Source organism: Gilliamella sp. G0441, from assembly GCF_050589305.1.
GTDB lineage: Bacteria > Pseudomonadota > Gammaproteobacteria > Enterobacterales > Orbaceae > Gilliamella.
Map to the genome: position 1 here is coordinate 65,974 of NZ_JBNRJF010000002.1, position 12,305 is coordinate 78,278.

The 12,305-nt window shown below is 31.3% G+C and carries 12 protein-coding genes; 4 read left to right on the forward strand and 8 right to left on the reverse strand.

The annotated features are described in order from the left end of the window. The first annotated feature begins 376 nt into the window (after nucleotides 1–376). On the forward strand, nucleotides 377–1,231 hold the full coding sequence (locus tag ACKJXD_RS02560) for a hypothetical protein (RefSeq protein WP_430875437.1): 855 nt from the start codon (nucleotides 377–379) through the stop codon (nucleotides 1,229–1,231). Nucleotides 1,232–1,582: 351 nt separating this feature from the next. Here the strand turns inward: ACKJXD_RS02560 and ACKJXD_RS02565 are convergent, their stop codons facing one another. From ACKJXD_RS02565 to ACKJXD_RS02585, 5 genes are all read right to left on the reverse strand, one after another. Next, entirely contained in the window at nucleotides 1,583–2,209 is a 627-nt protein-coding gene (locus tag ACKJXD_RS02565) for a hypothetical protein (RefSeq protein WP_430875438.1), read from the reverse strand. Between the two features lie 23 nt (nucleotides 2,210–2,232). Beyond that, nucleotides 2,233–2,775, reverse strand: coding sequence for a hypothetical protein (locus tag ACKJXD_RS02570; protein ID WP_430875439.1), 543 nt, complete (start codon nucleotides 2,773–2,775; stop codon nucleotides 2,233–2,235). An 81-nt stretch (nucleotides 2,776–2,856) separates the two neighbouring features. Further along, a complete protein-coding gene (locus tag ACKJXD_RS02575; protein ID WP_430875440.1) occupies nucleotides 2,857–3,858 on the reverse strand; it encodes a hypothetical protein in 1,002 nt (333 codons plus the stop codon). A gap of 207 nt (nucleotides 3,859–4,065) precedes the next feature. Next, entirely contained in the window at nucleotides 4,066–4,749 is a 684-nt protein-coding gene (locus ACKJXD_RS02580; protein WP_430875441.1) for a toxin-antitoxin system YwqK family antitoxin, read from the reverse strand. Between the two features lie 329 nt (nucleotides 4,750–5,078). After that, nucleotides 5,079–6,200: a hypothetical protein gene (locus tag ACKJXD_RS02585; protein WP_430875442.1), complete on the reverse strand. Its 1,122-nt coding sequence runs from the start codon at nucleotides 6,198–6,200 to the stop codon at nucleotides 5,079–5,081. 1,004 nt (nucleotides 6,201–7,204) lie between these two features. Between ACKJXD_RS02585 and ACKJXD_RS02590 the strand changes: the two genes are divergently transcribed. Further along, nucleotides 7,205–8,062 carry a carboxylate/amino acid/amine transporter gene (locus ACKJXD_RS02590; protein ID WP_430875443.1) on the forward strand — a complete coding sequence of 286 codons (858 nt, stop codon included), beginning with the start codon at nucleotides 7,205–7,207 and terminating at the stop codon, nucleotides 8,060–8,062. Nucleotides 8,063–8,073: 11 nt separating this feature from the next. Here ACKJXD_RS02590 and ACKJXD_RS02595 read toward each other — a convergent pair whose 3' ends face one another. Further along, nucleotides 8,074–9,033 carry an AEC family transporter gene (locus ACKJXD_RS02595; RefSeq protein WP_430875444.1) on the reverse strand — a complete coding sequence of 320 codons (960 nt, stop codon included), beginning with the start codon at nucleotides 9,031–9,033 and terminating at the stop codon, nucleotides 8,074–8,076. A 14-nt stretch (nucleotides 9,034–9,047) separates the two neighbouring features. Then, nucleotides 9,048–9,821 carry a peroxide stress protein YaaA gene (yaaA, locus tag ACKJXD_RS02600; RefSeq protein WP_430875445.1) on the reverse strand — a complete coding sequence of 258 codons (774 nt, stop codon included), beginning with the start codon at nucleotides 9,819–9,821 and terminating at the stop codon, nucleotides 9,048–9,050. A gap of 75 nt (nucleotides 9,822–9,896) precedes the next feature. Between yaaA and ACKJXD_RS02605 the strand changes: the two genes are divergently transcribed. Next, nucleotides 9,897–10,124, forward strand: coding sequence for a YccJ family protein (locus ACKJXD_RS02605; RefSeq protein ID WP_220217224.1), 228 nt, complete (start codon nucleotides 9,897–9,899; stop codon nucleotides 10,122–10,124). A gap of 5 nt (nucleotides 10,125–10,129) precedes the next feature. Then, nucleotides 10,130–11,047 carry a ribonuclease Z gene (rnz, locus tag ACKJXD_RS02610; RefSeq protein WP_430875446.1) on the forward strand — a complete coding sequence of 306 codons (918 nt, stop codon included), beginning with the start codon at nucleotides 10,130–10,132 and terminating at the stop codon, nucleotides 11,045–11,047. A 37-nt stretch (nucleotides 11,048–11,084) separates the two neighbouring features. Here the strand turns inward: rnz and argE are convergent, their stop codons facing one another. Further along, nucleotides 11,085–12,242 carry an acetylornithine deacetylase gene (gene argE, locus ACKJXD_RS02615; RefSeq protein ID WP_411596640.1) on the reverse strand — a complete coding sequence of 386 codons (1,158 nt, stop codon included), beginning with the start codon at nucleotides 12,240–12,242 and terminating at the stop codon, nucleotides 11,085–11,087. Between the last annotated feature and the right edge of the window lie 63 nt (nucleotides 12,243–12,305).

Genomic DNA, 12,305 nt, shown 5'->3' on the forward strand with positions numbered 1-12,305 from the left:
CATTCGAAATTGGCATACCTATTTTGTCGGTAAACTCGCTTGGCTGGTGCATAATGCTAAGCATTGCTTGAGTGGAATATTCAAATTCATAGAAAGATATGGGATAAAATCTTACAAGGAATTAAAGGCATTAGTTAAAGGAAAAGATCCTCAAGTTCATCATTATATTGAAAAAGATATTGCAAATATCTTTAGCCCTCCCTAAAAATAGATAGATGCTTTCTATTGTATCAACAAAAGAAGAACACCAAACATTCACTCATGCATGGAGGAAGAAATTTCCTTATAGTGATACAAAGCTAATACCTAAAGGAGTTGAAAATTTCGCAAGAGAATTATATAAAAATTAACCAGAAATATTAAAAAGTCTAGGATTATGAAAATAAAATATCGATTTTTTAAAAATTTTTCCTTAAAAGAAGTTTCTAAATTAAAAAATATAAATATTTATGTCGATGTGGGATGTGATGCTTTTACATTCTATGAAAATGACGAAATGAACGAGCAACTTCAATCCATATTCGGAAGCAACTATAAAAACTATGTTTCTGTTGTCAAAACAGAATTTTCAGAAAACGAAAGAATTAATGCCGATTATTTATCAATTGAGTCTAGTAAAATATTGGGATATCCTCAACCAGAAGACTTAGATGGAAATGATGAATTGGAAAAATTTCCTTTTAATGTTTTTCCTTATTTAAAGAACGTATTTGAAATAACAAAAAGAAGTGAAAATTTTGGAATTATTAGAGGAAAGCAAATTGGAAGTATCTCATTATTAAGCGAACCTAAATGGAATAAAAAAGGTATAGGAACAATATATTGGCTTGAAGATACATTTTTTACTACACCTTCAATTTATGAAAATATATTTAAACCACTAAATATACAAAGCAAAAGTGTAATTGGGTATGGTAATCAAAAACCTCTAGTTACAGTAGTTCAATTGTTACCACAAGGAATATCCTCATCTAAATTAAATATAAATGATAATAATATAGATGAGAAAACACATATCCCAGAGTGGGAAATGACTAGGTTTCATTTAAACAATAAAGGATTTTTTCCGTCTTTTGAAAATCATCCTGGAAATTTTGATTTTTTTGTATCTCAAGAAAATTTTGGTTCCGGTCATGCCAATTATAAAGAAGTCTTTGTATCGCAAAAGCTATATCAACTTTTAAAAAATAATAATATAAAAGGACTAGATTATTACCCAGTAAAGAAATAGTAAGCAGAAAATTTATGTTGTTAGGGAGGAGTAACGGATAAAACAGCGAAAAGTTATATTGATAATGCTGTAAAATATGCCAACGCAAAACTAAACGGAACAGAACAGAACAGAACTTTCAAAAGAAATCTTCCTTCAAGTTCAAAATATGAAAGGCGTTTTTCAAAAAGTATTAGACTATGCCAAAAAGAAAACGTGACTATTATTTTTTGCTAGTTCAGCTTTTAAGTAAAATATTTTCAGGGTTAAAACCATAGCAATAAATACGAACAGCATGATCAAATAAAAATCTTAGTGCTTGTTTTGATGTTGTGTTTCTCTTCTAATTCATTACATGGATTATCTTTCCTTTTATTTTTTCCAATTAAATTTTTCACCCGATTGTTTTTTTTGTAAACACTCTTCAGTAGTATATTGTTGTGGGCAGGCAAAGCAGTCTTTTGTATTTTCATTGGTAAAATTTAAATCATCAGGGATTTTTATGATGCCATTTATTGGTTTTATCTCTTGACTTAAGCAGATCAAATTTGCTCTTTGAGCAGTATAATCATCTTTTGCTATTTCCGTTGTAAAAACTATACTATCCCAACCAGTTTGTTTGAAAATTTCAAATTTCTTATTTCTTTCTCGAATAAATAGTTGATAGGCGCTAACACCAATTCTGTTTTGTATTTCGACAATGACATAATCCAATTTATTTATCAAAGAGATTTCAAATACTTGATCATAGGTATTTAGATAATCTATAAAAAAAACTTCGGATTGCAAAATTAATTTCTGTGAAAAAACATCGAAAATATTTAAAATATAAGTATTTCCGAAATTATCTTTCATAATGGGTGACATTGTTTTAGTCGTTTCATTTATATTCTTTTTTTCATTAAAGAAACCAACTTCCGCATTTTCGTTATTTGATTGTTTATTACTACAACTACATAGTAATACTATAATAAAAAAGTAACTTATTTTATTTTTCATCACGTTATCCATCTTATTAAGTATCATATTTCATCGATACTTTTTATATCATTAATCGCCAGTAAATTATATCTAGCTCCGTTCGAATAAACTTTTAATAAAAATGCGGTATTTCGTGTTCGTATATTTGTTTTACAACAATATTTTGTAATTATTTCATGGTTAGTAACGGTTAAGTAAAGATTTGTATTATCTTGTTTAAAGTTAAATGCAGTGGGTTCTGTATTAGTCTTTTTATATTGATAATAAAGGATAAATTCGATTTTTTTAGATAAAAAACCATCCATTTTTTCTTCATCATATATATAGTTTCCTTTCCCACAATAATCAGACAATGTTGCTTCAAATTGCACATTATCCACTTGTATAGAATCTATATTGTTAGGTATGGTATATATATTTGATAATGAGATTTTTTCACCATCTATTAAGGTAAGGGAATGACTAAGAATGAAGTTTTCATCTTTTGATTCTATATTTCTTTGAACTGGATTAGTGTTAGATACATTTCCTCCACTGCAATTAACGATAAAGGGAATGAGTAAACAGCGTGCTATTTTTTTCATTTTATTTTAGATTTCTTCATGTATTTAGTTATATTTTTCGAATAAAAAGGTAAATACCTCTACTTATTACCATGAGGTTTTTTATTTTTCAAACTCACCGATTAAAAGCCGTCCTCCTCCGTCATCACTCTCATTTTTGTCATAAAATGTGGCATCTAATATGATAAATTTATCTTTATAAAATCCGACAGGTTCAGAGGCAATAAAAAAGCCCTTAAACTCTTTTTCATACCATGTTTTACCATAATCATACGAATATCGGAAAATAGGATAAAGGGCTGAAGTAAGTTTATAATCGCATGCAAAATTTTTATAGCGATAATATCTACTTCTATCCCCTTTTTCGAAAGTATATAAAAGCTCTTCTTTATTATTATAATAAGAACCTCCACCTTTAGACTTATTTTCATTGAATTTAGTAAAAAAATATTCACCATCCTTATAAGTCAGCACATCATAATTATTATGTAATTGCTGTATGACGGTTTTTGTATTGTTTTTCGGGTTGTAGCGAATGAGTTGTTTGGCATCAAGAATAAGTAATGTATCATCAGCAGTAACCCAAAAAGAATGGTTATTTAATTCGTAGGGTAAAGGATACTGTTCCTCTCGATTCAATAAATTAACCAGTTTTAATGCCTTGTTATGGGAATATACGGCATATTTTCCATTAAAATTATAATAGGAGATATCAGCTTCAGAATCATATTCATCTATTTTAACGATTTTTAAGCTGTTGTTATCTAAAAGATACATGGAATTTTTTTTACTGTTGTCGGGTAATCTACTTTGAGCTTTTATTAATGAATAATCATTGCTGGGATAAATCCATCTCATATCTTGTTCAGGAAGCGTTAACTCTTGATAACTTTTGCCCCGATCTTTCGATACAAGTATTACTGCTTGATACCCTCTTTGGATTGAATCAAAGGCATTAAGATCTTTATTTCCAATCAAAATAATGGTGTTTTCATTGAGGGCTATAAAATCTTCAAAACGAAAAGCAGACATTGGGTCTAAGACAGTTGCTTGGTCGGTTAATTGGTATAATTGATTAAAATCGTATTTGGCTATCCATTTCATATTTCCTTGTTTATCTGGGTTACAGCTGAATAAAAAAAGGCTTAATAGGGTAGTGATAATGAATTTATTATTTAGGGATATCATCATAAAAAATACTCCAGTTACATATCCTTTGTTATCGGACTGTTGTTATTAAATTTCAAAAAAACTAACAACCATTATAAGGATTAGTTTTGAATCATTGTTTTTTCATTTTTCAATTATTTATTATTTCGGTATGGTGAAAAGCTCTTTTAACTCAGTCTCATATAAATCATCAAAATTGTAAATTTTCTTTGAAACAACTTTTCCATTCTTATATTGAGTTACGATTTTATAGTCTTTGCCTAATTCATCAGGATGATAATAGGTGGTTTCGATTAAATCGCCTTTTTCATCGTATGTTTTCCATAATCCTACAGGTATTGTGGTAGCATTATATATATCCATAACCCCTTCATCTTGCTTAACGCCATTTTCAAAGTACATAGTAGTGAGTTTGGGTAATTCTAAAGAGTCAGTAACTATTGTTTCTATAAGATTTATTTGTCCATTAGGATAATAAATAACATATAATACATCTCCTTTTTTAACTTCATCTCTTACATAGCGGATGAATTTTAGTTTTCCATTTGGGTAAAATCCTTGAGAAGAAATGCCGTCTGGTTTATATGATGACATATAATACACAGATTCTAATTGACCGCCTTTAGTATAGTAAGTTTTTATATAATCCGCTGCTTTATTGCCATTGATATAATATTCATACCGTAGAAAACCCTCCGGAGTATTGGATTCTTTAATTCGTACTGAATTTGAAGGGGTGGCTTCTGAAATCTTTTTTTCTTCAATGCGTTGAACACATGCCAAAATGCCAACAAAAAAAATAGACACCATTAGTAATTTTTTCATTTTATTCTTAAAAATGTTTATTAATATTGATTTCTAACCCTTGAGCAAGTTGCTCTGCTACTAAGTCCATATTGTCGTAAATACTTTTTGCATCTTTAGGGTGTGTAATATAATCAAGCTTGATTAAAACTTTATATTTCGTTTGATTTTTTCCCCAAAGAACTCCTACATTATTTCTAGTATCAGGGTGTTTCTTTCCTATATTGACAACAGTATAACAACTAAAAATATTAAGTTGTTATGTTTATTTTTTTATTTATTGTTTACTTACCACCGTTAATATTTATGAGGGTGATAAGCATAATAATCGTTTGTTTACTACACAATCTTTAATTCAATTCATCAATTTCTTTATCCACAAATTTGCGTTCGATAAGTTCACCGTCTTTATAGGTTTCTGTGTACAAAAGTTTGCCTTTTTTAGCAGAAGATAGATCAGCAGATCCATCTGGCTTCTCTTGGTAATCTAATTTATAAAATTTCCAAATTCCAATTGGTAACCCTTTATGGTAATTTGCTTCAAGATAAGTATAACGGTGAGAATAAGTATAATAACCGTTCGGCTTCTTCTCAATCCATAAACCTTCACGGGTATGATTTTCGACTAATCCTTGTTCTTCTTCATTTTGGTAAAATCCGTTTTGATCGTAATATCGAATAAATTTGCCTTCAGTCGAAATTTGGAATTTTTCATAACGGATAAAATTCGTATCCTCTTCGTCTCCTTCAAAATATTTAATATGAATTATATTGTTTTTATCTATAAAAAATAATTTTTCATAACCATAAATTACCCATGATAAAGAGTAATAAACATTCAATTTATCAATAATGTTAGTACTATCTGTTGTGATTAAATCCATTCTCTCATAATTATAAGAATCGTATTCACTATTATAAACTGGCTTGTCTTTAAGTGTTATATGAGAAGATGTTAAGAGAAATAGATTTAGACTTTTATCATTAATTTTGATTTTGCTTACTGGTGAAAGGTAATTATCTTTTTTAATATCCTCATCAAAAAAATGTGTTAGTTTATCATAGTAAAGATTACTCATTTCAGATTCACAAAATCTGTTTTTAAGCATCGTTAATCGAGGGTTTAAATGTAATTCTGGATATAAATAATCATTTGAATATTTACTCAAATAAAAAAATACTGAATCATAATTACGTTGTATCCAACTATTACTTCTTTCAAATTTTTCTTGCAAAAATTGAGTTGTCCATTTTCTAGGAAAATGTGTTGATATCAGTTCTTTTTTACCAAAAGGAAGCTTGTTCGTATAGGGCAACTTACTGTAAATATTTTCTGAATAAGTATTATTTGTAGTAGAAGAATTATTGTGATTATAACAACAACCCACCAATAAAAATACGGATAGACAACTTACTATTGTTTTATAAGGCACAAAACTTTGCATCACTTTTTTGAAAAATTTCATATTCATTGAATTTCCGGTAATTTCGTATAAAAGCTGAATATTCTGTGTGTAAATTTTGGTATAGTTTCAATTATTTTCTTGGAGAAATACCGCATATTTGTAGTAATCCTCAATGCCTACATTCGCTTCAGTATTATTATCAGTAGGTAAAGGGCAGTCTAATATGTTGGTCTTAACAGATAATAGTATTAATTTTTATAGATTTATCAGATTCCTAGCTATTATACATGATTTTTTGCATTTTTATGTTTAAAAAAAATTAATACAAGCAATACTGAAATATAAAGAATTAAAGGAATTTCATAAATGAAATTAAGTATATTTTGTCCTATCATTTCATTTTCATCAGTAAACAAAACATAATAACTATTGTGACTTAAATAATTTAAATAACCATAATTTTCAGAAATAGGATTCAATTTCAACACCATAAAAACGGTAGGATCATCCTGACAAATAAGAATTTTGGTAAAACATTTAATTACTAGTAATATTATGATTAAAATCTTTAATAATCTCATAGTGTCATCCATTTATAATCTTCTTGGATAGATTGAATTTTGCCCTTCAACTGTCACCGGACTGTATCTTTATAGCGGAATAGGGTAACAAACCTTTCTTTGTTTAATCACTATTCTTTATATTGAAAAATTTTTGTACAACAATTTAGAAACATCTTGAGTAATTTCAGGATGATTTGAATTTAATCATGTATATCTTCCTTTAATATATGAAATAAGTTCAATATATCTACGATTATTGGGTGTAAAATTCAAAATTTTATTTTCTATTAGACTTTTACTTGTGGAATGGATTTTGCTACTGCAGTATTCGATGAAGGGGACTAATTATTTGTATACAGGTTATCAAGTGATGTGGTCGTGTAGAATGATTGAATAATTTAGATCATAAACGTTATTTGTCACCAATTATTGTAATCAATCGTTTACAAGTTAATGATGAATTGGTACGATGCGTGCAATTTAAATTTAATTTGTTATTTGTGATTTATGTTTTATCTTATTTTTGTCACGATTGTTTGGTCATTTTCATTCAGTCTTATTGCTGTTTATCTCAGTGGACAAGTTGACTCTTGGTTTGCAGTTGTGATGCGTGTTTTGTTAGCCTTTATTACTTTTATCCCTTTTTTTCGATTTCGTGGTATCCGCTTTAACCAGATGATTCTGTTAATGGGCGTTGGAGCCTGTCAATTGGGGATTATGTACTTTTTTTATTATAATTCCTTTCAGTATATTTCAGTACCTGAAGTCCTTCTTTTTACCATATCAACGCCTATTTATGTCACGATTATTTATGACATATTGCAAGGGCATCGTCTTCGATATAGTTATCTGTTAACGGCTATTATTGCCGTTATTGGTGCAGCTATTATTCGCTATGATCATATCAGTCGTGATTTTATTATTGGATTTTTATTAATTCAGGGCGCAAATGTTGTGTTTGCCTTAGGGCAGGTTGGGTATAAACGAATTATGGAACTTTATCCATTGCCCCAACATCAAGCTTTTGCATGGGTCTATTTAGGGGCTGTGCTTGTTGCTAGTATTGGCTGGTTATTGTTTGGTGATTATTCAAAATTACCCACAACCAACTTACAGTGGGGTATCATTATTTGGCTTGGTGTGATTGCCTCTGGTTTGTGTTATTTTTTATGGAACTATGGCGCAACTAAAGTGGACTCAGGGACATTAGCGATTATGAATAACGTGGTTATTCCAACAGGCATCTTAGTTAATGTCGTAGTTTGGCATCAATCCATTGACTGGATTCGATTTTCAATTGGAAGTGCGGTGATTGTGTTTGCTTTAATACTTCATCACAAAGTAAAACGCCACTCCCCAAAATAAATTAAATAACATTATGTTAAGCCAAATTGTAACATAATGGATAATATCAACGGTGTTGTTATGGATGATAATGCTGTTGATATGAGTAAACTTGATGCAATAGGGCCTTGTAATACCTCAAATTGTCTTGCCATCATATAACAGTTAATCGCAATCGATACTGAGCTTAATAATACAATAACTTGTAATTCCAATACGGGTAATCCTAACAGTTTTCCTGTCACAAATGTAACAATAGGTAGTATTGCCAGTTTTATCATACAGATTGTTGCGGTAATGTGTAATTTGTTCCTGATTTGATATTCGGCCAGCCCCATGCCTAATACAATAAGTGATAAAGGTGCTGTCATGTCACTGACCATTTTTGTGGATTGTTGAATGAATTTAGGTAATGCGATACCCGTATAATTAACCGCAATACCAGCAAAAATCCCTATAATTATAGGGTTTTTGGTGACATTTTTGAATGCTTTAATAAATCCTTTGCTGGAAAGTTTTCCCATTTGTACAAATTCGATCGATACGGTTGCTAGCGTCCATAAAATAAGTGCATTAAAGATGACAATAATCGCAACAATTGGAATTGCACTGTCACCCAGCAGCATTTTTATGATTGGGATACCAACAAATACTGTGTTGGTATAGATTCCTCCCATAGCAAACATCGTACTTTCAGAACCATTTAGGTGAAAACATTTATAGGCGATTAAGCAGCCTAAAGCAAAAACAATAAATGAGCTACCGAAGAAGACAAATAATAGTTTCATATCGATTTCAGAATGCTCGGAAAAATGGCTCATAATTTGAAAGAGCATAATCGGAAATGCGATGTAAAAGGTGAATTTGGTTAAACTGTCGGTCACCGTTTTTTGCCAGCGACCTAATTTAACCGCTACATAGCCTAATAAAATAAGAATAAATAGCGGTAATGTTGCGACAAATTGTTGTCCTAACGTAGAAAAAAAAGCCATATGATAATTACTATTTATTGATGTTTACGAATAAAATACCATTCTAACTGCGTCGATCGTTTTGGATCAAATTGATAGCCTTCAAGGTTAAAGCTTTTTATATCATCAGGTTGATTGAGATTATTTTTGATGATGTAACGGCTCATTAATCCTCGTGCTTTTTTGGCATAAAAACTAATTACCTTGAATTCACCTTTACTTTCATCTAAAAAAATAGGTTGGATAATTGTCGCTTTTAACTGTTTTGGTTTAATAGCTTTAAAATACTCATTCGAGGCTAAATTGATCAACGTTGGATTTGCACTTTTATGAAACTCATTATTTAACTGGTCGGTTAATTTATCCCCCCAAAATTGATATAAATTATTGTTGTGACCGTTTTTTAGGCGTATCCCCATTTCTAAACGATAGGGTTGAATAAGGTCAAGGGGGTTGAGTAGACCATAAAGTCCGGATAAGATCCGTAAATGAGATTGAGCAAATTTTAAATCTGCTTCTGAAAAATCGTCGACATGAAGCCCTTCATACACATCACCTTTAAAAGCAAGAATTGCTTGTCTGGCATTTTCAAGATTAAATTCTTTATGCCAATGTTGAAATCGTTCATAATTTACTTCAGCCAATTTTGGACTAATTGACATCAATTTAGCTAAATCGTCGGCGGATAATTTTTTACACTCTTTAATAAGTATCTCAGAATCTTTAATAAATTTAGGTAATGTGTGTGTTTTTGTGATAAGCGGACTTTGAAAATCGAGGGTCTTGGCAGGAGAAATTATCGTTAGCATAAAGTGATACACCTATTGTAATTTATGTAGATTGAGGGTATTTTACACCTAATCTTGCAAAAAAGGGGTATAAAAATGAATCAAACCAAAAAAGAAATACATGATCTTCGTTCTTGGGCAAAAATTCGTGAAACATCTCTAGAAATTGCAGAAGCCATTTTTGAGTTAGCACATAATGATGAAAAGCTTGCTGAACAAATTTGGTCAGAAGGTAGTGATGAAGTATTGCCACTTGCCTTTTCTAAAACAAAAGCAGATAGACTGTTTTGGGGTGAACAAACAATCGAGCGTAAAAATATCTAAGTTTTATGAAATTGACTTTTTTAGGCACCAGTGCTGGATGCCCAACAGCTGAGCGTAATGTGAGTAGTATTGTGCTCGATCTTTTGCAAGAACGAGGCAAATTGTGGTTGTTTGATTGTGGTGAAGCCACACAAATGCAAATGCAAAAAGTTAAATTTAGTCTTGCAAAACTTGAAATGATTTTTTTAACACATTTACATGGTGATCATCTGTTTGGGCTACCAGGAGTATTAACCACGCGTTCTTTAATGCAAAATCAATCCGCTTTAACCTTAATTGCACCTAAAGGGGTGAAGCAATTTATTGAAACGGTTATCGCAATTAGTCACTCTTGGTTAAGTTATCCACTCAATATTATTGAGCTTGAAGAAGACTGTACGGTTTTCGAAGATGAAAAGTTCAAAGTCGAAGCAACATTGTTGCAGCATCGTGTTCCTTGTTTTGGTTATCGTATTATTGAAAAGGATTTACCAGCCAGTTTAGATATCGATAAATTAAAACAAGATAATATCGAAATTGGCGCATACTATGCACTTTTGAAAGCCGGTAAAACCGTTACCTTAGAAGACGGTCGTGTTATTCATGGTAATGATTATTTAGGAGCGGTAAGGCAAGGTCGAAAATTGGCAATTTTTGGTGACACGGAGCCATGTCAAGCCTCGATTGCGCTAGCCAAAGATGTTGATTTAATGGTGCATGAGGCGACTCAAGAGCATGCTTTGGAAGAAAAAGCCTTAGAGCGAGGGCATTCTACCACTGTTCATGCTGCAACGATTGCTAAATATGCCAATGCCAAGCAACTTATCATGACCCATATCAGCCCAAGATATAGCCTTAAAGATAATGATAAATTACTTAATGAGGCAAGAAGCATATTTGCTAATACGGAAATTGCGAGTGATTTTTCAACGTTCAATATCTAATCCTTCTCGCCGACTGTTTCGGCGAAAAGGATATTTTTTATAAACAAAAATCTTTAATCAAATTTTCGATAGCTATTTTAGTCGGTTTTAAAAAATCCATTGAAATAAACTCATCAGGTTGATGTGCTTGTTCAATAGAACCAGGACCTAATACAATAGTTGGTGAAATTTGGTTTAAATAGGGCGCTTCAGTACTGTAGTTTACGGTTTGCGCAGTTTGACCAACTAATTTTTCAACTTGCTGTAAAGCAGGATGATCTTTTTTACATTCATAACCCGGAATTGGGGATACTTCATATTCAACCGAAATACGGTTAGGGTATTTGTCCATGACTGGTTGTAAAGCCTGGCAGAGGTCATGATAAAGCGAATTAACATCGTTATTTGGCAGTACACGAATATCAATAATTAGCTCGCAACAACCACAAATACGGTTTGCTGCATCGCCCCCATGAATGACCCCGAGATTAAGCGTCGGATAGGGAACAGTAAAACCGTCATTATGATATCGTTCTTTAAACTGTTGTTTAAGTTTTAACAATTGTGCGATAGCTAAATGCATGACTTCAATCGCATTTATTCCTTTGTCTGGATCACTGGAGTGACCAGACTTACCAATGACTTTGATTGAGTTGGAAATAAAGCCTTTGTGTGCACGTATCGGTATTAATGATGTTGGTTCACCAATGATTGTACAATCGGGTTGTAAGTGAGTATTTTTAGCAAAAAATGATGCACCAGCCATAGTGGTTTCTTCATCAGCGGTAGCAAGAACATAAATAGGTTTAGTCAGTTTGGTTAGATCAATATCACGTAAAGCATCGAGTATAAAAGCAAAAAAACCTTTCATGTCTGCTGTGCCTAATCCATATAACTTGTTGTTTTCTTCCGTTAATTTGAAAGGATCTTTAGTCCATTGTCCTTCATCAAAAGGCACTGTGTCAGTATGGCCGCTAAGCAGTAATCCACCTTGTGTCTGGTTTTCATTATTTGAATAAGTCGCTAATAAATTAAATTTACCGCGAGTATTCGGTACGGGCTGTATTTCAACTTTGAAGCCTAACTCTTCAAACCAGTTTGCTAATTTGTCTATTAAAGGTTTGTTTGAAAAATCGAGTTTTTCATTGGTTACATTGCTGATTGTTGGGGTTGATATCAGTTCACTATAAAGCGTTAAAAAAGAGGGCAGTGCCATACAAAATCACCTTAAATTGCTAATTAAATTAAATCCATTAATAAGATGATAAGCATATCACTT

Coding starts and splice junctions, on each gene's coding strand:
- ACKJXD_RS02580 (WP_430875441.1), bottom strand. CDS start 4,749: ATGAAAAAATTACTAATGGTGTCTATTTTTTTTGTTGGCATTTTGGCA.
- ACKJXD_RS02585 (WP_430875442.1), bottom strand. CDS start 6,200: ATGAATATGAAATTTTTCAAAAAAGTGATGCAAAGTTTTGTGCCTTAT.
- rnz (WP_430875446.1), top strand. CDS start 10,130: ATGAAATTGACTTTTTTAGGCACCAGTGCTGGATGCCCAACAGCTGAG.
- ACKJXD_RS02560 (WP_430875437.1), top strand. CDS start 377: ATGAAAATAAAATATCGATTTTTTAAAAATTTTTCCTTAAAAGAAGTT.
- ACKJXD_RS02575 (WP_430875440.1), bottom strand. CDS start 3,858: ATGAAATGGATAGCCAAATACGATTTTAATCAATTATACCAATTAACC.
- yaaA (WP_430875445.1), bottom strand. CDS start 9,821: ATGCTAACGATAATTTCTCCTGCCAAGACCCTCGATTTTCAAAGTCCG.
- ACKJXD_RS02570 (WP_430875439.1), bottom strand. CDS start 2,775: ATGAAAAAAATAGCACGCTGTTTACTCATTCCCTTTATCGTTAATTGC.
- ACKJXD_RS02605 (WP_220217224.1), top strand. CDS start 9,897: ATGAATCAAACCAAAAAAGAAATACATGATCTTCGTTCTTGGGCAAAA.
- ACKJXD_RS02565 (WP_430875438.1), bottom strand. CDS start 2,209: ATGAAAAATAAAATAAGTTACTTTTTTATTATAGTATTACTATGTAGT.
- argE (WP_411596640.1), bottom strand. CDS start 12,242: ATGGCACTGCCCTCTTTTTTAACGCTTTATAGTGAACTGATATCAACC.
- ACKJXD_RS02590 (WP_430875443.1), top strand. CDS start 7,205: ATGTTTTATCTTATTTTTGTCACGATTGTTTGGTCATTTTCATTCAGT.
- ACKJXD_RS02595 (WP_430875444.1), bottom strand. CDS start 9,033: ATGGCTTTTTTTTCTACGTTAGGACAACAATTTGTCGCAACATTACCG.